The organism is Picosynechococcus sp. PCC 7003 (assembly GCF_001693255.1).
Classification (GTDB): Bacteria; Cyanobacteriota; Cyanobacteriia; order Cyanobacteriales; family MRBY01; genus MRBY01.
In genome coordinates, this window is sequence record NZ_CP016474.1 from 2,637,231 (window position 1) to 2,657,901 (window position 20,671).

Consider the following 20,671-nt stretch of genomic DNA (forward strand, 5'->3'; position numbering starts at 1 on the left):
GTCGCAGGGTGCTAAACAAGGTGGCGTTGGGAAATAAGTTGAAGCTGGGGGCGATATTGGAGAACGGACGGACTCGCAATGAGTGGTACTTGCTCCAACTGTAACTGATTTTCTGGGGGAAGTCCCGACCAGCGGCTCCAAAACTGCAAGACTTGGGTTTCCATTGCTTCTAAATCATGATGTAGCCGTAAACATAGAGGTAAATGGCGATCGCCCCGGAGGACACCGACAAAAATTGCCACCCAAAGGCTGATAATACTTGATTCTGTTTGGACTAGGGCTAAGCTCTCTGGCCAACGACCGTTACCATAGGCGATCGCCCCGTAGATGAGCAGGCGTTGCTGGGTTGTCCTAGGGTGCTTCCCTGCTCGAATCGCCCGATCCAAGCTTACCCAGGTCTGCCCGGAAGTCCAGTGGGATTGTAGCAGTGCACCAACCGGAGAATATCGCGCGATGTGGGCGCGGAAGTTACCAGGGGCGAGTTTTTCCCGGAAACAAGCACTCAGGACACAGGCTAAATCCAGCACCACAGCGCAGTGTTCCTGGGGCAGGTCAAATTCCCCCAGGCGATCGCCTAAATCCTGGGGATCTTCATGGCAAAACACCAACAATGGCAACAACAAAAAACCATTTTCTAAAGGCTCCTCGGTAAACTGGGGTCGCCAATTACCCGGTACCCCCATTTCGTTGTACTGGGTCATCAAGGTCTGCAGCGACAGCATCAGCGGCGAAGGATCATTGCTCTCAAACTGACTGGCGATCGCCAAGATCATTCCCAGTAATCGGTGATAAAGACTCACAATCATTCCTGAACCTCCCCTTGAGAAGCTTGCCAAGCCGCCCACAGATCCGGCCGTCGTACTTGGGTGCGTTCAATTTGCTGGGCCAAGCGCCATGCCGCAATTTTTTGGTGATTACCAGACCGCAAGACCTCTGGCACTTCCCACCCCCGGAACTTAGCGGGGCGCGTGTATTGCGGATAGTCCAACAGCGGCACCTGGAAACTATCGGCCTTGAGGGACGCCTCTTTTCCCACCGTGCCCGGCAGTAAGCGAATCACCCCATTGAGCAACGTCAACGCCGGAATTTCGCCACAGGTCAAGACAAAATCACCCAAGGAAATTTCCCGGGTCACCAAATGCTCCCGCACCCGTTCATCGACCCCCTCATAATGGCCGCAGATTAAAACCAACTGGTCATAGGTGGTTAATTCCGCCAAAAGCTGTTGATCAAGTCGTTGTCCTTGGGGCGTCATCAAAATCACCTCCCGTTTGGGTTGCATAGGTAAAGACTCCACTGCCGCAAAGAGGGGTTCTGGTTTTAATAGCATCCCTGCACCGCCTCCGTAGGGTTCATCATCAACGCTCCGGTGTTTATCCGTCGTGAAGTCCCGGGGATTGGTGAAGTTAACGGTGGCAATGCCTTTCCCTAAAGCTTTTCCCAGGAGGCCGGACTGGAGCGGCGAGGTAAAAAAATCCGGAAAAAGGGTCACAAGATCGAAATGTAAAGCCATAGAAAAAGGGGGAGTGAAAGTGATGGTTTTTTGACCTAAAAAAGAATAATCAGCTAATTTGAGAATGACAAGGACTATGCAATAATTGTGGGGATTTTTCTGGATTTCTCTGGTTCTTTTGGTAAGGGTTCAGACCGTAGGAATCTGGTCAATGGCTCGGGCCCAATGGTGGCTGCACCAAGTACAAACGGATCTGGAATTTCGCCACTCATCTGTCCTCAAGATTAAACTAATGCCGTCAGAAACTTCTCTTGCTCAGCAAACTTCTTTTAAGAGTTCCATCCTTGTCATTGGGGGAGCGGAAGATAAGGTTCATGGTAAGGAGATTCTCGCTTCGTTCTTCCGGCGGTCTGGGGGAACCGAGGCGGCGATCGCCATTATTCCGTCGGCATCCCGCGAACCGTTATTGATTGGCGATCGCTACCAACGAATTTTTGAGGACATGGGCGTCGCCAAGGTCAAGGTTTTGGACGTGCGCGATCGCATCCATGCCGAAGACCGCTATTACCAAGAATTTGTTGAAGATTGTACTGGCGTTTTTATGACGGGCGGCGACCAGCTCCGGCTCTGTGGTCTGCTTTCAGATACACCATTAATGGAGCGCATTCGCCAACGGATCCACAGCGGCGAAATCACCCTCGCTGGCACTAGCGCCGGGGCAGCAGTGATGGGCCACCACATGATTGCCGGGGGCAGTAGCGGTGAATCTCCCAACCGAGGCCTCGTGGATTTGGCCATGGGTCTGGGGATGATTCCAGAAATTATCGTCGATCAGCATTTTCACAACCGCAATCGCATGGTGCGCCTCCTCAGTACCATTGCCGTACATCCGGATCGTCTGGGCATCGGCATTGACGAAGATACGGCGGCGGTCTTTGAGCAGGAAGGCTATTTAGAAGTCCTAGGCCGGGGGACGGTCACCATTGTTGATGCCCAGGATTTGACCCACACAAATCAGTCCCGCGTCGATACATCTGAACCGTTGAGTCTCCATAATTTGCATTTGCATGTCCTCTGCCATGGCGATCGCTACGACCTCAAAAACCACCGGCCAATGTCCGGAAACCTTTAAATGATGGTCACTAACCGACAAATAATCCACGAACAAATTGTCCTAGAATAATTAGCAATTCTAGGGCGATCGCCAAATGTCATCCTCCAGTTCACCATTTCCTCTTAATAGACCATTGCCATCCCCAGCAGTACTCTAACGCCGATTATCGCCCACCCGTCGGCATTTGCGCCCAGCCCCACCAGACTTTCAACCACGCCAACCCATGAGAATCCTCAAGACCCTAACCCTCAGAGGCCCAAACTATTGGAGTATTCGACGCAAAAAGTTGATCGTCATGCGTCTCGATCTCGAAGAAATTGCAGAAATCCCCTCCAACGAAATTAGCGGATTCTACGAAGCCCTCAGCGAAACCTTGCCCAGCCTTGTCGAACACTATTGCTCCCCCGGCTGCCGGGGTGGTTTTTTAAGCCGTGTCCGGGAAGGCACCCTCATGGGTCATATCGTTGAACATGTCGCCCTCGAACTCCAAGAATTAGCTGGCATGCCCGTTGGGTTTGGTCGCACCAGGGCCACTGGCGATCACGGTGTCTACAATGTCGTTTTTGAATACATCTACGAGCAAGCTGGGCGTTATGCAGGGCGGGCCGCTGTGCGCCTCTGCCAATCCATCCTCGACACCGGGCACTATTCCCCCAAAGAACTCGATCAAGATATTGCCGACCTCAAAGATCTCTGTGCCAGTTCAGCCCTTGGCCCTAGTACCGAAACCATCGTCAAAGAGGCTGAATCTCGTGGCATTCCCTGGTCATTGCTCAGTGCCCGCTCCATGATTCAACTGGGTTATGGCCTACACCAGCGACGGCTCCAAGCGACCCTCAGCAACCAATCCGGCATTTTAGCCGTTGAATTAGCCTGTGACAAAGAAGGCACCAAAAATATTTTGGCCGATGCAGGTGTACCCGTGCCCCGTGGTACCGTGATTCGCTATTTAGATGACCTTGAGGATGCCATTGAAGACGTTGGTGGCTATCCCATTGTGATTAAACCCCTCGATGGTAACCATGGCCGCGGCATTACCATTGATATCAAAACCTGGGCTGACGCAGAGCACGCCTATGATCTCGCCAGTGAAGCTTCAAAAACCCGCTCCGTGATTGTAGAACGTTACTACAAGGGCAGTGACCACCGGGTATTGGTCATTAACGGTAAGCTCGTCGCCGTCTCTGAACGGGTACCCGCCCATGTGGTGGGAGATGGCCGCTCAACCATTGAAACCCTCATCGAAGAAACCAACCGCGACCCCAACCGAGGTGATGGCCATGATAATGTCCTCACCCGCATCGTGATCGACCAAACGGCCCTGAAAGTGCTCGATCGCCAAGGTTTATCCCTTGACACCGTGCTTCAGGACGGAGAAATTGCCTATCTGCGGGCCACAGCAAACCTAAGTACAGGCGGCATTGCCGTTGATCGTACCGATGATATTCACCCTTACAACGTGTGGCTCTTTGAGCGAGTCGCCAAAATTATCGGCTTGGATATTGCCGGGATTGATGTAGTCACCGAGGACATTACCCAACCCCTCCCCGATACCGATGGGGTAATTGTGGAGGTTAATGCCGCCCCTGGTTTTCGGATGCATGTGGCTCCGAGCCGTGGTTTACCCCGCAATGTGGCGGCCCCGGTGCTGGATATGCTTTATCCCGATGGTGCTCCCAGCCGCATCCCCATCATTGCCCTTACGGGAACCAATGGCAAAACCACCACCACCCGCTTGACGGCCCATATCTATCGTCAAACAGGGAAAATTGTAGGTTATACCAGCACAGACGGCGTTTACATCGGTGATTATCTTGCCCAAAAGGGTGATAATACTGGCCCCCAGAGTGCGGCGATGATTCTCCAGGACCCAACGGTGGAGGTGGCTGTTCTGGAATCGGCCCGTGGTGGGATTTTACGGGCGGGTTTGGCGTTTGATTGCTGTGATGTGGGGGTTGTACTGAATGTCGCCGCAGACCATCTGGGTTTGGGAGATATTAACACCATTGAGCAAATGGCCCAGGTCAAGGGAGTGATTGCTGAAACAGTTAGCCCCGATGGCTATGCAGTCCTAAATGCTGATGATCCCCTCGTGGCTGCCATGGCCGAAAAGGTGCGGGGTAAGGTGACTTATTTTTCGATGCAGCCGGATAATCCGTTGGTTCTAGAACATATACGGCGGGGTGGCTTGGCGGCGGTTTATGACAATGGCTATCTAACTTTGTTAGAAGGGGAATGGAAGTTGCAGGTGGAGCATGTGAAGCACGCGCCGGTAACGATGGGGGGAATGGCGCCGTTTATGATTGCTAATGCCCTTGCCGCTTGTTTGGCGGCCTTCGCCCAGGGGGTTGATATTGAGCATATTCGCCAGGGACTACGAACCTTTAAGCCTTCGGCAGCCCAGACTCCAGGACGGATGAATCTTTTTGATTTGGGAACACACCATGCGCTGGTAGACTACGCCCATAATCCAGCCGGTTATGAGGCCGTTGGCGCCTTTGTGAAAAACTGGCCCGGCAAACGGATTGGGGTGGTGGGTGGCCCTGGCGATCGCCGCGATGAAGATTTAATTTTATTGGGCCGCATTGCCGCTGCGGTTTTTGACCGCATTATCGTTAAAGAGGACGATGATAAACGGGGCCGCCGTGAAGGAGAAGTGGCAGATTTAATCCGCCAGGGGATTTGCGAAGAGAATCCGGATTGTCAATATGAGATGATCCTCGATGAACAACGGGCCTTGACTGTCGCCCTCGATGAAGCGCCCCAGGAGGCTCTGGTAGTGATTTTCCCCGAAAGTGTGACCCGGGCGATCGCCATGATTGAGGAACGCCTACCAAGCAAGACTAGCCCTGACCTGAATGGGGCGACCAGTATTCCCCCTGAACTTGGGCGCGGCAGTCCCTATCCCTCTTTAGGGTAGGGAAGGATAGCGCGGCTACTGAAGAGAAACGGAAGTAGCCAACCAGTGTGGAAATAATATGCTATAACAGTAGCCACATTGATCACTTAAAAAGAATCAATGCAGCTCAGGTTAATTTAGCCTGGGCAAGGGGTCAGGAACTGGCCTCTTTAGACGCAGAGCTGCCAAGCTCTACCGATTGCGGAAGCATGAGGCAACTAGGAGCGATGAAGCGTCGGAAACTCCATGTCTCTTAGGCTGGAGTAGTTCATTCTCCTGTTAATTCTCCCTCCATCGCTGGCTAAGGAGTGGTTTATCCGTTACTTGCCGTTTTGTTTTCTCAAGCGACAACGAACATCCTACGACGAAGAGTCAGTAACCGGGGCAGGCGTTGCCCCTAGGGAAACTAAGGGAATCGTGCGGTAGTTACCGAGAATTTTTAAAATTTCTGTATGGGTTTGGAGCTCCATCAAAGCCGCCTGGACATCGGGATTTGTTAGACAACCATCGATATCGACAAAAAATAAATATTCCCCCAGGGAACGTTTTGTGGGGCGCGATTCGATGCGGCTGAGATTAATTTTGCGGCGAGCAAAGACTTCCAGGGCGCTCACCAGAACCCCAGGAATTTTTGCCGGCAGGGTAAAGGCAAGGGAAATCACATCTCCGGCCGTTTGGATTTCTTTCCCTAAAACCCAAAACCGGGTGCAATTTTGCGGAAAATCACCAATGGCATCCACCATGATCGGTAAATGGTAAAGGTGCGCAGCCCGGGGCGCGGCGATCGCCCCTAGGTGAGGATTATCCTTGAGGTTACTTAAGACAGCCGTTGTTGAATTGGCTTCCCTTAACGCTGCATGGGGCAAATGTTTTTCGAGCCAACGCTGACATTGGGCGAGGGCCTGGGGATGGGAACGAACTTCTTTGATCTCGCTAAAATCCTGGGCAAAGGAAATCAACGCATGGTGAATTGGCAGGATGATTTGCTGACAAATGGAAAGGGGATGTAACTCCCAAACCAGATCGAGGGAAATAGCCACGGAACCTTGGATGGAATTTTCCACCGGAATTACCGCCCGATCTACCTCGTCATGGGCAAGGGCATACAAACTTTGGGCAATGCTTTGGCAGGGCAATAGTTCAACGGTGGCTTCACTATCCCGCTGTAACCATTCCTGATAGGTCTGGGCTGCTGCTTCTGCATTCGTTCCCGCTGGCCCGAGATGGGCGATTTTAATGGTCATACCCGACGATTGCTTGCGAATGCTTTCAATCCTACCAAGTTTCAAGACTCTTGCCGCTTCCGGGGCCGACCACTCCACCACATAATGAGACCCGTGATAATCAAGATCAATAAACCCAAACCATTCAGAAATGGGTAAATTGCCTCTAAATTCAAAGGACCAAACTCGCCCTTATGGAGATCAAGCAGCCAGGCAAAATTCGCCCCATTGTCCGTCATATCAGCGATTTGGAAGAGTACCCCTGTCAACATGGTCAAAAGAAGAGGCGCAATCATGATGGGAACTAAGCGACGATGGACTTGGCGCATGTAGCGTTTATCAAATGCCATTATGTAAAGATCCTTACATTTTTGGGGAATAACCCTTCCTATTGTTCAATATCCTGATTAATTTTGGGTTAATCAGAGGGCGAGTGTTGGAAATATTTATGGGCTGTGTAGACGAGGGTAATGACCCCGGTGAGGATCGCACTTTCATCAATGTCAAAGAGGGGATGGTGCAGGGGGTAGTTCAAGCGGTTTTGGTGACCGACCCCCAAGCGAAACATCGTTCCGGGGAGATTTTCGAGGTACATGGAAAAATCCTCGGCCCCCAGGGAAGGCTCCGGCAAAATTTCTACATGGCGATCGCCAAGGGCTTCCCGACTTGCCTGTTCGAGGATTTTCGTCAAACCGGGATCATTTTGCACCGAAGGCACCCCCCGCTGGTAGTTGACCTTATATTTTGCGCCGTAGGTATTGCAGATGTTGGCGACGATATTTTCAATCCATTGGGGGAGATCGGCATGGGTTTCGGGGTGGAGCGATCGCACTGTGCCGGTCATGTGTACCTCATCGGCAATGACATTGGCGGCCCGGCCCCCGTTAATTTTGCCAATGGTGAGGACAATGGGCCGCAGGGGGTTTTGGGTGCGGCTGATCGACTGTTGTAGGGCTGTGACCACCTGGGCGGCAATCCAAATGGCATCAATGGCTTGGTGGGGACGGGCACCATGGCCCGATTCGCCGTAGATAAAAATTTCTAAATCGTCGGCGGCGGCGGTGAGGGCACCGTAGCGAATCCCGATGGTTTTAGCGGGAATGGTCGGAAAAACGTGCAAGCCAATCACCCCATCGACCCCCACCAAGGCCCCATCATCGACCATCCATTTTGCTCCCTGGGCAATTTCTTCGGCGGGCTGAAACAAAAAGCGGATATTACCGGCGATCGCCTCCGGGAGTTGAGCCAAAACCATCGCCGCTCCCAGACCCACCGTTGTATGTACATCGTGGCCGCAGGCGTGCATCACTCCCATGCGGGTAGAAGCATAGTCTAAGTTTGTACATTCTTGGATTGGCAGCGCATCCATATCGACGCGAATGCCTAGGGTGCGCGGGTCTGTACCTTGGCCCCGGAGGTTACCGACTACCCCAGTTTTGCCCACCGACTCCTGTACCGCAATGCCACAGGAAGACAAGACCCCAGACACATAGGCCGCTGTTTGCTGTTCCTCGCCACTTAATTCGGGGTGGGCGTGGATGTGGCGACGGATTTCAATTAAACGGGGTGCTAATTTTTCAGCAAGGCTTTTAATTTCGGCGAGCATAGGGGCGGTCAACTTTGGACGGGCAGTTGCAATGGAGGTTTAGCCTTTTATTGTAAAACAGCTAATTTTCTAGCGTTGTTCGACGTCGTTGCTAACCGAGGGCGATCGCCCTTAGATTTTAAGACCACCCACCAAAACAAAAATCCCCAGAAAAACTCCGGGGATACAACAACCTTCTCCAAAACAAAAGACAAAACGACGAATTTTAAAAATAACAAGCTCAAATCAGACCAGCAAACACAGGTTCTTTAGATCGCACCCATGCTACCCAAGCCGAGGATGACCCCAACACCGAGGATATGTCCGAAACTCGTGGTTGCGAGGAGTGCGGGGAGACCCATACCACCGAACATATCAGACATCGGTAATGCGGGGCCTTCGGAGGGGTGCTTAATGGTGGCTTTCCCAATGGCGATCGCCAAAACATTGCAGATCACCATCACAATGGCGACTTTGGGGCTCCAGGCCATGGTGGTGGGCACAGCAGCGGCAACGGTAAGGGCAAGGGACATAAATCTTGACTCCTAAATAACGATTAAATAAATTTTGGATTTTTTAGCGTAATTGTCCCTAGTTTTGCCCAAAGCTGAGCCTTTGCTTTATTTCCTTTGCAATACTTAGCAACATCGTAAAGTTTTATAAATGGATCGCCCCATAAGCTATTCTGCGCGAATTAATGCCAGTTCAATTTCATCTTCTGTGGGTTGGGCGATCGCCGCCGTGACATCCGGGCCAAAAAACCGCTCAATTTTTTCCCGGCGCGTTTGCCAATCTTCCAGGGAAAATAACGGCGACTTAAATTCCAATACCAACGCATAGCGCCCTTCCCGGGATTCCTCGCGGATGTGGTGCAATAGAGGCCGTTCCTCGTCTGTTGGGCTTAACCCCAAACGTTCTAGGGCATCATCTAAATGACAGTCCTGACCATAGCGATATCGGGTCACATCCTTTCTGATTTGCTGTTGGGTTGCCGTTGCCTGGCTATCCCGTAGTGCTTGCAAGTCTGGAGAAGGTTCTTGGCTATAGGCGATCGGTTTAATTTCCGCTGCCTTGAGGGCTAACCCCCCCAAAAGAATGGGGATGCCATAGAACATCCCCGCCAAATTTAAGGTGGCATTACCAAAGCCATAGGCCGCGAAACCCACCACCGAGAGGATGCCTCCCACCACTAAACCCACACTACCCAGGGAAATTTTGCCGAACATCCAGTTGCCCCATTAATCCTAAAAACACAAAACGTTACTAATCTTAACACGGTGTTTTTAAGTCGTTGGCAAACTGTAGTCGCTATTGGGCGTTGAGGGATCGGTAATTGTGGCCACCAAAGTCTTGATCACGTCCTTTGCGCCTTTGCCCCCGGTGACAATCACTCGGTGGGCTAAAACAAACGGCGCGAGGTATTTAATATCATCGGTCGTAATAAAATCTCGATCCGCCAGAAAAGCATAGGCTTGGGCGGCCCGCTGGAGGGCTACTGTGCCCCGGGGACTAACCCCTAGAATAATTCCTTCATAATTGCGGGACTTTTGGGCAATTTTGACAATGTATTCCTGGATTGATTTCTCGACATGGATTTTATTGACGAGACTTTGGAGTTCACGCATGTCATCTAGGGAAATACAGGGCTTGAGTTCCTCTGGGGCAATGCGGGATTGGTGGAGTTGGAGCATATCCACTTCCTCAGAAAAACCAGGATAACCAAGGGTGAGAGAAAGAATAAACCGATCCATCTGGGCTTCTGGGAGTGGGAAGGTGCCTTGGTATTCGATGGGGTTTTGGGTCGCAATCACAAAAAACGGTTTGGGCACTTTACGGGCTTCACCATCGACGGTCACCTGTTGCTCTTCCATTACTTCAAGGAGCGCGGACTGAGTGCGGGGGGTAGCCCGGTTAATTTCATCGGCGAGGAGGACATTGGCAAACACAGGGCCGGATAAAAATTCAAATTCACGGCTACTGGGATTCCAAATATTGGTGCCTGTAATGTCACTGGGTAAGAGATCGGGGGTGCATTGAATCCGCTGGAAACGGCCATTGACGGAACGGGCGAGGGATTTGGCCAAAAGGGTCTTACCGACGCCGGGGACATCTTCGAGGAGCACATGGCCCCCACTTAACATCGCCACGAGCACAAGACGAATGGCATCTTCTTTGCCGACGATGGTTTTTGAGAGGTTATCGGTGAGGTCACGAATGCGTTCTTTCATGCTGATTGGAGGAGGAGGTGAGCAGGGTACGGGCGCGATCGCCATCCTGGTGAATTTGATTTTGGAGGGCCTGGAGGGAGGCAAACTTTTGTTCTGGACGTAGGTAATGGAGGAGATCAACCTTCAAGGTGGCCCCATAGAGATCCTGGTGATAATCCAAGAGATGCACTTCCACCGTCGGTAGGGCTGTGGTTGTAACCGTGGGGCGACACCCAATGTTTAGTATGCCCCATTGGGCGGTAGGCAAAACATCGCTGGTCACTTGCACGGCATAGACCCCATATTTCGGTAAAAATTTAGTGGCCTCTCCCTGGAGATTGGCGGTGGGAAAGCCAATTTGACGGCCTAATTTTTGACCATGGGTCACGGTGCCTTGAAGGGAGTAGGGACGGCCGAGCAGTTGATTTGCGTAATGGATTTGTCCCGTAGCCAGGGCTTCCCGAATGGCAGAACTACTAATCCTTGTTTCGGCTTCCCGGCACAGGGGCGTGATGTGGACATCGATCCCAAAGCTTTTGGCGATCGCCTGGAGATCGGTGGCACTGCCGCTCCGCCCCCGACCAAAGGAAAAGTCACTACCGACGCTAATGGACTGGGTTTGCAGTTGCTTAACGAGGATTTCGGCCACAAACTCCTGGGGGGAAAGGGCTGCCAGTTCTCGGTCAAAGGAGAGTAATACCAACTGTTCGATGCCAAACTGCGCCAGAAATGCTTGTTTTTCTGGGAGGGGAGTCAGGAGATGTTGGGGGTTCCCAGAGAAAAACTCCCGGGGGTGAGGGTCAAAGGTGACAACGGTGGCGTGAATTTTGGGTGAGCTTCGGAGGCGATCGCCAACCATTTCCCCTTGGGACAGCACCCTGGCTTGGGTAACGGCCGGGGCAATGACCCGCTGGTGTCCCCGGTGCACCCCATCAAAATTGCCCAGGGCAATGCAAGTGGGTGTTAACGCTTCAGTTGTTGATGAGATTACCCGCACGCTTTACAGTCCGAAACATTTGACCGTATTTTATACCGATATCAGACGGATAGTGCTTGGGTTGGCCCCGGAAACCTAGGATTTCCTTCTCCGGAGGCTTGCAAAATAATGGTCTGTCCTTCCTGGGCGATCGCCGTTTGGGGAAAAATAGCCCGCGCCGCTTGTTGGACATCATCGAGGAAATCATCACCATGGCTCGGATCATGGTGAAACAGGATCAATTGCTTCACTTTAGCGGCCTGGGCAACCTTCACTGCCTCTTGCCAAGTACTATGGCCCCAGCCCACTTTGCTATGGCGCGGATCATGATATTCCTCATCTGTGTAGGTCGCATCTATGATCAGAACATCAGCCCCCTGGGCGAGTCGTAGCACCTGATCATCCAGGCGATCGCGGTAATGTTCTGTGTCTGTGACGTAGGCCACTCTCAGCCCTTGCCAGTCCACTCGATAACCCACCGCGCCACCGGGATGATTCAGAGGCCCATTGGTGACCCGCACCTCTCCGAGGGAAAGCGTTTCTCCTAGAGCTAAAGCGAAAAAGTTTAGCTCCGCCCGCATCACCTGGAGGGGCACCGGAAAGTTGGGGTGAAGCATTTGGTCATGGAGCCGTTTTTGGATCGGGATCTCGTCGTCCACCGTGACACCGTAGATGTTGAAACAATTTTTCTGCTGAAAAGCCGGCGCAAAAAAAGGAAACCCCTGGATATGATCCCAATGGGAGTGGGAAAAAAACAAATGGGCCGTGACCGGTTCTGATTGTGCGACCAAGGTTTCACCCAGCAGACGTAGGCCCGTACCGCCATCAAAAATGAGATGTTGATCTCCCACGCGCATTTCCACACAGGGAGTGTTGCCGCCATAGCGGACGGTTTCTCGCCCAGGACAAGGAATACTGCCACGCACCCCCCAAAACTTGATCTTAAATTCGGTCTGGGCCTTGGACATGGCTGGTCAATGTTAGCTGGATTTGTGCAGGAATGGTGTCTTACTTACTTGAAATGGTTGGCTTTAGCGGTGATAAGGCTGGCCTAATATTTCGATTTGGCTTGGATTTTTATGATCGAACAAGTAAGACCATGAAAACAACTACCGTTAGACTAACAAACCCCACCCTAGATTTAGGGGGTCGGTATCACTTACGTGGAGTGATTTGGATCACCGAATTAACGACCTAGGTGATGCAGTTGATTAATGACTTCGGTACAGGTTTGGGTTACTTGGTTCAGGGCTTCTTTTTTGACAGCAGAGGGCGGGGCGATCGCCTCACCAATGCGTACAGTTAACGGTACCGACTGGGGCATTTTCTTCCCCTTGACTAAAATTTTCTCAGTGCCCCAGAGACTAATCGGCAAAAGAGGCACCTGGGCTTTCGCCGCAATGAGGGCGGCACCGGGTTTGGGATCGGTGATCGTACCGTCTGGCGTCCGAGTTCCCTGGAGAAAAATTCCCACGCCCCAACCTTGCTCAAGGGCTTTGATCGCCGCGCGGATGGCTCCCCGATCCCCGGCGCCTCGCTTCACTGGGTAAGCGCCATAGAGGGCGATCGCCTGCTTGAGAATTGGCACCTGAAATAATTCTTCCTTCGCCATAAAAGCCACCGGACGGCAGAGGCAATTGGACAAAATAGGCGGATCAAAATTGCTGGCATGGTTACTCACTGCGATAAATGGCCCCTCCTTGGGTACATGCTCTACCCCATACACCCGGCCCCGAAAATACGTCCGAAATACCGGGTTCACACAGCCCCACTTGAAAGCACGGTAGAGAATCAAACTACTCAAAGGTTCCCTGGCACGGGAAGATTCCAACTCAGGCATGGTGTAAAAAATTGGCAAAATGACGGGTTTGATCAGTCGATATTACCGCGATCGCCGGATCGATACCTAGACATTGGGGATGAATTCAGACAATTCCCTTCCTAACGACCCATGGTGATGGAGTTCCCGATGATTTGTAAGGTTTCGCCCATTCGCTTTCGTCTTGGTCCAAGGTATTGTTTTGTAACTTAAAGAACTTAATTTTTTCTTAAGATTCTTTTGGGTCTCTAGAAACCTTTTTAAAAGTAAGGTTTTATATCAAAAATTGTTACTTAAATTACAAAAGAAAAATTTGGAAAATATCCAGCTAAAACGCGAATAGATAAACAAATATCAAACTTTCAAGAAGAACTATTTTGCTTAGCTTATGTCTTTGTAGTGGACGTTACAACCACTGGGGATCAATCGGTGTTAGCTTATCATCGAGAGATATAAAAGACTATTTAAATACTTACCCAGGAATACCATGGCTCAAATTCTTGATCCCGTCCCAAATGACGATAACAAAGCTCTACTTTGCTGCTATGTAAATGCAACCAGTCAGATCCAAGTTGCTCGTATTACAAATGTCGAAGATTGGTATTTTGAGCGGGTTGTTTTTCCCGGGCAACGGCTAATGTTTGAAGCCCTGCCCCAGGCGATCTTAGAAATTCATACGGGTATGATGGCGAGTGCTATTTTGTCGGACACGATCCCCTGCCATCGTCTAGCGATGCAAGAAACTGGCCCGGAAACAGATGAACCAGAGCCGGCCCCAGTTAATCGAGATATTCCTGCGGTGAGACCGGTGGCGATCGCCCCCTAAGTTTTTCCTTGATTTTTGCCACGAACCATCCTTCGGGGTGGTTTTATTTTGTCTACCTCGATGCGTCCATCGTTAAACCCCAAAGCCAAAATGTAAGATAGAATACCGCTCCTAACCCTATTTGACCTTGACCGCCCATGACTAAGACCCTACCTCCCGTAACTGTAATTGGTGGTGGCCTCGCTGGCACAGAAGCCGCCTGGCAAATTGCCCAAGCCGGGGTTCCGGTCACCCTCTATGAGATGCGCCCCGTCCAAAAAAGTCCGGCCCACCATACCGCCGACCTTGCTGAGTTGGTTTGCAGCAATTCCTTTGGGGCGGCCTCCAGCGATCGCGCCGCTGGATTGCTCCACGAAGAACTCCGTCGCCTCCAATCCGTGATCATCGGTACTGCCGATCAACACCGGGTTCCTGCAGGGGGAGCCTTAGCCGTTGACCGGGCCGTTTTTAGTCAAGATCTCACCCAAAAACTCGCCGAACATCCCCTAGTCACCTTTCGCCGCGAACCCCTAGATCAAATACCCAGTGAAGGGATCACCGTCTTGGCAACCGGCCCCCTGACCACCGCTGCCCTGGCCACAGAACTGCAGCAATTCACGGGCTTAGAGTACATGAGCTTTTTTGATGCCGCGAGTCCAATCATTATTGGCGAAAGCATCAACCAAGACATTGCCTTTCTCGCTTCTCGCTACGACAAAGGAGAAGCCGCTTACCTGAATTGCCCGATGGATCAAGCCCAGTACCAAGCTTTTCGGAACGCCCTTTGTGAAGCAGAACAAGCAGAACTGAAAGATTTTGAATTAGAAACCGCGAAATTTTTTGAGGGCTGTCTCCCCATCGAAGAATTAGCTCGCCGGGGTGAAGATACCATGCGTTTTGGGCCTCTAAAACCTGTAGGTCTTTTCGATGCCCGTCTCGGTGATTTTCGCGCCCCCGAAAACAAAAACAAACGCCCCTATGCAGTCGTACAACTGCGCCAGGAAGATAAACAGGGTCAACTCTGGAACATGGTCGGCTTTCAAACTAATCTCCGTTGGGGTGAACAAAAACGGGTATTCCGCATGATTCCTGGGTTAGAAAATGCGGAATTTGTCCGCATGGGCGTGATGCACCGCAATACATTTCTAAATTCCCCTGAGCTGCTCGAAGCAACGCTGCAATTTAAAAAACGCCCGACCCTCCTCGCCGCTGGCCAATTAATTGGCACCGAAGGTTATACGGCAGCAGCAGCGGGGGGATGGCTCGCCGGCACCAATGCTGCCCGTTTAGCCAAAGAATTAACGCCTTTGACCTTACCGGAAACCACCATGATGGGAGCCTTGTTCGCCTTTATCCATAGCGCTTCTCCCAAGCATTTCCAACCCATGCCCCCCAACTTCGGCATTATTCCGCCCCTGGTGGAGCGCGTACGGAGTAAAAAAGAACGGTATGGTGTTTACCGGGATCGTTCCCTCACTGACTTGGAGCAGTGGCAAGAGAATTATCGTCGTTCAGCAGCCTTGGTCTAATGACGCCGTAACGTCCCAGGTTCACCAAGATTTTGACTGAGTAAGCGTACTGTGATGGTGCGCTTTTTTTGTGGCTGGAGGGGCAGGCGATCGCCAAAAAAAATCCCCCGATGATTGCCGGGAGATTTGCTGGTTAATTAGGCGTAATTCACACAATTCACATTAAACAGAGGTGAGTTGTTTTTCTGCCGCATTAACATTGACTTCAGGGCTATCAGCCTCCGAAGGGGGCACCACTTGCCAGAACTGGGGTAGATAGGTGGCCCAGTCCGCCAAAATTGCCTTGGCTTTGGGGCTGCCAGTCTTTTCAGCGTGGGCCGTGATCAGATCTTTCAATTGTTTTTCTCCAGCGGCGGTACCAACCCGTTGAATACTCACAATCTCTGTATTCATCTTTTCAGGAAGAGTGTTGTGTTCATCGAGAATGTAGGTGAGGCCACCGGTCATCCCGGCGCCCACATTACGGCCCACATCACCGAGCACCACAATGACACCGCCGGTCATATATTCACAACAGTGGTCACCGGTCCCTTCAACGACGGCTTTACCCTTCGAGTTCCGCACAGCAAAACGTTCACCAGCGCGACCATTGGCATAGAGGGTGCCGCCGGTGGCACCGTAGAGACAGGTATTGCCGATGATGACGTTATCTGCCGCCGTGTATTGGGACTGGGTTGGGGGGACGATGATGATTTCACCACCATTCATCCCTTTGCCCACGTAATCGTTGGCTTCCCCTTCGAGGTGCATGGTCATTCCCAAAAGATTAAAAGCCCCAAAACTTTGACCAGCAGAGCCTTTGAAGTTGAATTTGAGCTCTCCTTCAAAGCCTTCGTTGCCGTACTGCTTAGCAATAAAACCGGAAACCCGGGCACCGACAGAGCGATCAGTATTGATAATCTTGATCTCTTGACTCAGGGAACCTTGTTCACGGATAGCCTGCTGCACTGCGGCATTTGCCAAAATTTCATCATCTAGGACAGGGCCATTACTGTGCACATCGCCATGGTTCAACCAATCGCGATTGTCGCGGACATCGGGGAGGCGGGTCAGGCAATCTAGGACAAGACCGCTGGTCTTCGTGAGTTTGACGTTTTCACGGGGTTTGAGTAGATCGGCCCGGCCAATAATTTCATTGAGACTCCGGTAGCCAAGTTTGGCCAAGATGGCACGGATTTCTTCGGCGATGAAGTAGAAGAAATTGACCACATGCTCAGGGATTCCCTTAAAGCGATCGCGGAGGCGTTGTTGTTGGGTCGCAACCCCGACGGGGCATTGGTTGGTGTGGCAAACCCGCGCCATGATACAGCCTTCGGCAATCATCGCAATGGAACCAAAGCCGTATTCTTCGGCCCCCATGAGCGCCGCCATAATCACATCCCAACCGGTTTTGAGACCGCCATCGGCCCGGAGAATAACGCGATCGCGCAACTGATTATCCATGAGGGTCTTGTGCACTTCTGTTACACCCAATTCCCAGGGGCAACCTGCGTGCTTAATGGAACTGAGGGGCGAGGCACCGGTGCCACCATCATGGCCAGAAACCATAATGACATCGGCATTGGCCTTGGCGACCCCAGCAGCAATGGTACCAATACCAATTTCAGCAACGAGCTTCACAGAAACCTTCGCAGCGGGATTGATCTGGTGGAGATCGTAAATTAGCTGGGCGAGATCCTCGATGGAGTAAATATCGTGGTGGGGTGGTGGGGAAATGAGGGTCACGCCGGGCTTAGAATTCCGCAGCATCGCGATATATTCACTGACTTTTTTGCCAGGCAGTTGTCCCCCTTCACCGGGTTTCGCCCCTTGGGCCATCTTGATTTCTAGCTGGCGACCGCTCATCAAATACTCAGGAGTCACCCCAAAGCGGCCGGAGGCAATTTGTTTGATGGCAGAGTTGGCAGTGTCGCCGTTGCGCAAGCCGTGGAGGTGGGGCAAGGTGGGAGAATCACCGCTCGCATTCACATCGTCAAGGATTTTAAAGCGGACGGGATCTTCGCCCCCTTCACCGGAGTTGGACTTGGCACCCAGGCGGTTCATGGCGATCGCCAAAGTTTCGTGGGCTTCCCGGGAGAGAGACCCTAAAGACATCCCACCGGTGCAGAAGCGTTTGACGATACTTTCAACGGACTCAACTTCAATGAGATCAATGGCCGGGCGATCGCTCTTGAAATCCAGTAAATCCCGCAGCGCAGTCGCCGGGCGATTTTCTAGATAATCCTGATAGTTGCCGTAGTGATCAAAGGCTTCTTGCTGATCGTCGTTGTAAGCTGCCACCGCCTTATGGAGGGCCTTGGTCATTTCGGGGGAATTCATGTGATATTCACCCCCCTTGCGATAATTCACAAAGCCATAGTTAGCCAGCTTACTGCCGGAAAGTTCAGGGAAAGCACGACTATGGAACGCAATCCCTTCCTGGGATAAATCGGCAAGGGTCATGCCACCCACCCGGGACGTGGTGCCCTTGAAGGCGACATTAATCACTTCCATACCGAGGCCGATCGCTTCAAAGATCTGAGCCCCGTGGTAGGACTGGAGCAGGGAGATTCCCATCTTAGAGAGAATTTTGAGCAGCCCTGCTTCAATGGCATGGCGATAGTTATCCTGGGCCTGTTCAATGGTCATCGCCGGAATTTGCTCGGCGGCCATTTGTTTCTGTACCCGGGGAATATGCCACCAGTGACGGACGGCTTCGAAGGCAAGGTAGGGACAAACGGCGGAGGCCCCATAGCCCACCAGGCAGGCAAAGTGGTGGGTGCTCCAACATTGGGCGGTATCGACCACAATGGAAGCGCTTAAGCGGAGTCCAACGCTGATGAGGTGATGATGCACTGCCCCCACTGCCAGGAGAGGTGGAATAAAGCTGTGGTCTTGATCGACAGTACCGTCAGCGCGATCGCTCAGGATAATAATTTTATTGCCAGACCGGACGGCCGCTTCTGCTGCTGTGCAAAGGCTTTCTAGGGCACCCCGGAGACCATCGGGGCCATTGGCGATCGCATAGGTCGTTGCCAGGGTCGTGGCTCCCAGTTGGCTATCCCGTACCCGTTGCAGTTCTGCTTCGTTGAGGACAGGGCTATTCAGTTTAAGTACCTTGGCATCCTCAGTGCCACAGTCTAGAAGATTACCCCGTTCCCCAAGGTACATATTCAAGGACATAACCAGGCTTTCCCGCAGGGGATCGATGGGCGGATTGGTGACCTGGGCAAAGCGTTGCTTGAAGTAGTCGTAGAGCAGACGGGGCTTGTCGGACAGTACCGCTAGGGGAATATCATCGCCCATACAGAAGGTCGGTTCTTTCCCCATCTCTGCCATGGCATTGATGATCATCTCGACGTCTTCGGCAGTGTAACCAAAGGCCGTTTGGAGCCGGAGCAGATCAGTTTCGTTCTGCTGGCGATCGCCAACGAAATCCTGGGATTCAAGGACTTGGCGATTTTCTTTGAGCCAGGTGCCATAGGGCTGGGCTTCAGCGACCCGCTGTTTAATTTCCCAGTTTTTGAGCAGTTCTTGGGTTTGGAAATCAACGGCGACCATCTGGCCGGGGCCAAGGCGGCCTTTTTCCACAATGTCTTCGTCGAGGACATCCACAACCCCCGCTTCCGAAGACACGAGAATATAACCGTCCTTGGTGATGCAATAGCGGGCTGGGCGTAAACCATTCCGGTCTAGGGTTGCGCCGACGGTTTTGCCGTCACTAAATACCAGTAATGCCGGACCATCCCAGGGTTCTTGCATTCCGGCGTAGTAGTCATAGAAATCGGTGATTTCTGGGTGCGCTTTGAGGCTGGGCTGATTTTGATAGGCTTCCGGCACGAGGATCATCGCTGCTTCCATAGGCGATCGCCCAGCCCGGACTAACAGCTCCATCGCACTATCTAAATTGAAAGAATCACTATTGTCAGTGTTAACAATCGGGTGGAGGGCTTCAATATCTTCTTTGTCCCAGCCGGGAATTTCGAGAATATTTTCCCGGGCCTTCATCCAGTTGATATTCCCAATGAGCGTATTGATTTCCCCATTGTGACCCAACAAACGCATCGGGTGCGCCAGGGGCCATTTAGGCATCGTATTTGTACTAAAGCGACGGTGGTAAACCGCAAATTCACTCTTATAGAGGGGGTTTGTCAAATCCTTGTAGAACTTGCCTAGGACTTCCGACTGCACCATGCCTTTGTAAACGATGGTGCGACAGGATAAAGTACACACATAAAAGACATCGGTGAGGTGTTTCCCAATTTCCGAGCGGGCAATATAGAGGGCTTTATCGAGTTCATCGCCAGTCAACCCCTTTTCCGAGACCACAAAAACCTGCTTCATCTGGGGTTGGTTTTCCCGGGCCTGAATGCCTAAGGTTTCCGGAGCCACAGGTACATCCCGCCACCCTAGGATCTTAAATTGACGACGGGTCAGAATATCTTCAACTAACGCTTTTGCCGCCGCGCATTCCCCTTCAGCCTGGGGTAAGAACACCATCCCAACACCATAGGTTTCGGGCTCCGGTTGGGTAATCCCCTCTGCCTGGAACCACTCGGCAAATAATTCATGGGGCAACGCCGTCATCACCCCTGCACCATCACCCGATTCTCGATCGGCGGTACAGCCCCCCCGGTGCTCCATGCAGCCGAGGGCCGTCAGGGTTTGTTCAATTAATTTATGGGTTTTGCGACCATCTTTGTAGGCCAAAAAGCCAACACCACAGGCATCCCGTTCTTCCACAAGCCAACGGGGACCGGTGTAGTAGTTTGTTGTTTCTTGATTATTATTGTTTTGGGAGAAGGTGCCTTGATGGTTCATTATGTCTCGGTCCATAGGTTAGGAATTTTAGGGTAGAAAAAACCTGGTGTGCTGTGGGGAGGGGACGCATTTTTGGGGACGACTTGCCTCTACACGAACCCACGGGAAATGCTTGACTAGAAATCTCCGTTGGGCTTATTTAGAATAGCGATATTTTGTCGAACGTCAAGTTTTGGGGACGATGATCTCTATCCACTGCTGGTCATTCGCGGCATTGGGCAGGATTTTAGCGACTGCATTTCCCCAGGGGCTGACGTTAAC

The 20,671-nt window shown here is 51.9% G+C and carries 16 protein-coding genes; 4 read left to right on the top strand and 12 right to left on the bottom strand.

The features are described from left to right. Positions 1-11: 11 nt before the first annotated feature. Together AWQ21_RS12490 and trmD are read right to left on the bottom strand one after the other, a co-directional pair. Positions 12-806 carry a hypothetical protein gene (locus AWQ21_RS12490; protein WP_065714822.1) on the bottom strand — a complete coding sequence of 265 codons (795 nt, stop codon included), beginning with the start codon at positions 804-806 and terminating at the stop codon, positions 12-14. After that, positions 803-1,513: a tRNA (guanosine(37)-N1)-methyltransferase TrmD gene (gene trmD, locus AWQ21_RS12495; protein WP_065714823.1), complete on the bottom strand. Its 711-nt coding sequence runs from the start codon at positions 1,511-1,513 to the stop codon at positions 803-805. Before trmD ends, AWQ21_RS12490 begins: the two co-directional genes overlap by 4 nt. Before the next feature lie 232 nt (positions 1,514-1,745). Here trmD and AWQ21_RS12500 point away from each other — a divergent pair, with 232 nt between their 5' ends. Together AWQ21_RS12500 and cphA are read left to right on the top strand one after the other, a co-directional pair. After that, complete coding sequence (locus AWQ21_RS12500; RefSeq protein WP_065715342.1) at positions 1,746-2,585, top strand: cyanophycinase; 840 nt, start codon at positions 1,746-1,748, stop codon at positions 2,583-2,585. A gap of 205 nt (positions 2,586-2,790) precedes the next feature. Continuing rightward, positions 2,791-5,487, top strand: coding sequence for a cyanophycin synthetase (gene cphA, locus AWQ21_RS12505; protein WP_065714824.1), 2,697 nt, complete (start codon positions 2,791-2,793; stop codon positions 5,485-5,487). Positions 5,488-5,825: 338 nt separating this feature from the next. Here cphA and pheA read toward each other — a convergent pair whose 3' ends face one another. The 9 genes from pheA to AWQ21_RS12550 all read right to left on the bottom strand — a co-directional run bounded on the left by pheA (position 5,826) and on the right by AWQ21_RS12550 (position 13,297). Continuing rightward, positions 5,826-6,710 carry a prephenate dehydratase gene (pheA, locus tag AWQ21_RS12510; protein WP_065714825.1) on the bottom strand — a complete coding sequence of 295 codons (885 nt, stop codon included), beginning with the start codon at positions 6,708-6,710 and terminating at the stop codon, positions 5,826-5,828. Positions 6,711-6,751: 41 nt separating this feature from the next. Beyond that, positions 6,752-7,039, bottom strand: a complete 288-nt coding sequence (locus AWQ21_RS12515) for a hypothetical protein (protein ID WP_065714826.1) — start codon at positions 7,037-7,039, stop codon at positions 6,752-6,754. Between the two features lie 68 nt (positions 7,040-7,107). Continuing rightward, positions 7,108-8,295, bottom strand: coding sequence for a M20 family metallopeptidase (locus AWQ21_RS12520; protein ID WP_065714827.1), 1,188 nt, complete (start codon positions 8,293-8,295; stop codon positions 7,108-7,110). Between the two features lie 248 nt (positions 8,296-8,543). Then, a complete protein-coding gene (psaK, locus tag AWQ21_RS12525) occupies positions 8,544-8,807 on the bottom strand; it encodes a photosystem I reaction center subunit PsaK (protein WP_065714828.1) in 264 nt (87 codons plus the stop codon). A gap of 147 nt (positions 8,808-8,954) precedes the next feature. Beyond that, entirely contained in the window at positions 8,955-9,500 is a 546-nt protein-coding gene (locus AWQ21_RS12530) for a DUF2854 domain-containing protein (RefSeq protein ID WP_065714829.1), read from the bottom strand. 57 nt (positions 9,501-9,557) lie between these two features. Then, positions 9,558-10,502 (bottom strand): MoxR family ATPase, encoded by a 945-nt coding sequence (locus AWQ21_RS12535; RefSeq protein WP_065714830.1) that lies wholly within the window; start codon positions 10,500-10,502, stop codon positions 9,558-9,560. Further along, on the bottom strand, positions 10,483-11,478 hold the full coding sequence (locus tag AWQ21_RS12540; protein WP_065714831.1) for a bifunctional riboflavin kinase/FAD synthetase: 996 nt from the start codon (positions 11,476-11,478) through the stop codon (positions 10,483-10,485). Before AWQ21_RS12540 ends, AWQ21_RS12535 begins: the two co-directional genes overlap by 20 nt. A 41-nt stretch (positions 11,479-11,519) precedes the next feature. Next, positions 11,520-12,425, bottom strand: coding sequence for an MBL fold metallo-hydrolase (locus tag AWQ21_RS12545; RefSeq protein WP_065714832.1), 906 nt, complete (start codon positions 12,423-12,425; stop codon positions 11,520-11,522). Positions 12,426-12,643: 218 nt separating this feature from the next. Further along, a complete protein-coding gene (locus tag AWQ21_RS12550) occupies positions 12,644-13,297 on the bottom strand; it encodes a 1-acyl-sn-glycerol-3-phosphate acyltransferase (protein ID WP_198159654.1) in 654 nt (217 codons plus the stop codon). Positions 13,298-13,763: 466 nt separating this feature from the next. On the opposite strand from AWQ21_RS12550, the gene AWQ21_RS12555 reads away from it, so the two are divergent. Together AWQ21_RS12555 and trmFO are read left to right on the top strand one after the other, a co-directional pair. After that, the gene (locus AWQ21_RS12555) at positions 13,764-14,102 is read left to right on the top strand and encodes a DUF1830 domain-containing protein (protein WP_065714833.1); all 339 of its coding nucleotides are present in this window, start codon (positions 13,764-13,766) and stop codon (positions 14,100-14,102) included. A gap of 137 nt (positions 14,103-14,239) precedes the next feature. Continuing rightward, the gene (gene trmFO, locus AWQ21_RS12560; protein WP_065714834.1) at positions 14,240-15,610 is read left to right on the top strand and encodes an FADH(2)-oxidizing methylenetetrahydrofolate--tRNA-(uracil(54)-C(5))-methyltransferase TrmFO; all 1,371 of its coding nucleotides are present in this window, start codon (positions 14,240-14,242) and stop codon (positions 15,608-15,610) included. Positions 15,611-15,772: 162 nt separating this feature from the next. Here the strand turns inward: trmFO and gltB are convergent, their stop codons facing one another. After that, positions 15,773-20,410 carry a glutamate synthase large subunit gene (gene gltB, locus AWQ21_RS12565; RefSeq protein WP_065714835.1) on the bottom strand — a complete coding sequence of 1,546 codons (4,638 nt, stop codon included), beginning with the start codon at positions 20,408-20,410 and terminating at the stop codon, positions 15,773-15,775. Between the last annotated feature and the right edge of the window lie 261 nt (positions 20,411-20,671).

Bases quoted from the DNA above. Each gene is read 5' to 3' on its own strand.
- AWQ21_RS12490 (WP_065714822.1), bottom strand. From the start codon at position 806: ATGATTGTGAGTCTTTATCACCGATTACTGGGAATGATCTTGGCGATC.
- trmD (WP_065714823.1), bottom strand. From the start codon at position 1,513: ATGGCTTTACATTTCGATCTTGTGACCCTTTTTCCGGATTTTTTTACC.
- AWQ21_RS12500 (WP_065715342.1), top strand. From the start codon at position 1,746: ATGCCGTCAGAAACTTCTCTTGCTCAGCAAACTTCTTTTAAGAGTTCC.
- cphA (WP_065714824.1), top strand. From the start codon at position 2,791: ATGAGAATCCTCAAGACCCTAACCCTCAGAGGCCCAAACTATTGGAGT.
- pheA (WP_065714825.1), bottom strand. From the start codon at position 6,710: ATGACCATTAAAATCGCCCATCTCGGGCCAGCGGGAACGAATGCAGAA.
- AWQ21_RS12515 (WP_065714826.1), bottom strand. From the start codon at position 7,039: ATGGCATTTGATAAACGCTACATGCGCCAAGTCCATCGTCGCTTAGTT.
- AWQ21_RS12520 (WP_065714827.1), bottom strand. From the start codon at position 8,295: ATGCTCGCCGAAATTAAAAGCCTTGCTGAAAAATTAGCACCCCGTTTA.
- psaK (WP_065714828.1), bottom strand. From the start codon at position 8,807: ATGTCCCTTGCCCTTACCGTTGCCGCTGCTGTGCCCACCACCATGGCC.
- AWQ21_RS12530 (WP_065714829.1), bottom strand. From the start codon at position 9,500: ATGTTCGGCAAAATTTCCCTGGGTAGTGTGGGTTTAGTGGTGGGAGGC.
- AWQ21_RS12535 (WP_065714830.1), bottom strand. From the start codon at position 10,502: ATGAAAGAACGCATTCGTGACCTCACCGATAACCTCTCAAAAACCATC.
- AWQ21_RS12545 (WP_065714832.1), bottom strand. From the start codon at position 12,425: ATGTCCAAGGCCCAGACCGAATTTAAGATCAAGTTTTGGGGGGTGCGT.
- AWQ21_RS12550 (WP_198159654.1), bottom strand. From the start codon at position 13,297: ATGCCTGAGTTGGAATCTTCCCGTGCCAGGGAACCTTTGAGTAGTTTG.
- AWQ21_RS12555 (WP_065714833.1), top strand. From the start codon at position 13,764: ATGGCTCAAATTCTTGATCCCGTCCCAAATGACGATAACAAAGCTCTA.
- trmFO (WP_065714834.1), top strand. From the start codon at position 14,240: ATGACTAAGACCCTACCTCCCGTAACTGTAATTGGTGGTGGCCTCGCT.
- gltB (WP_065714835.1), bottom strand. From the start codon at position 20,410: ATGAACCATCAAGGCACCTTCTCCCAAAACAATAATAATCAAGAAACA.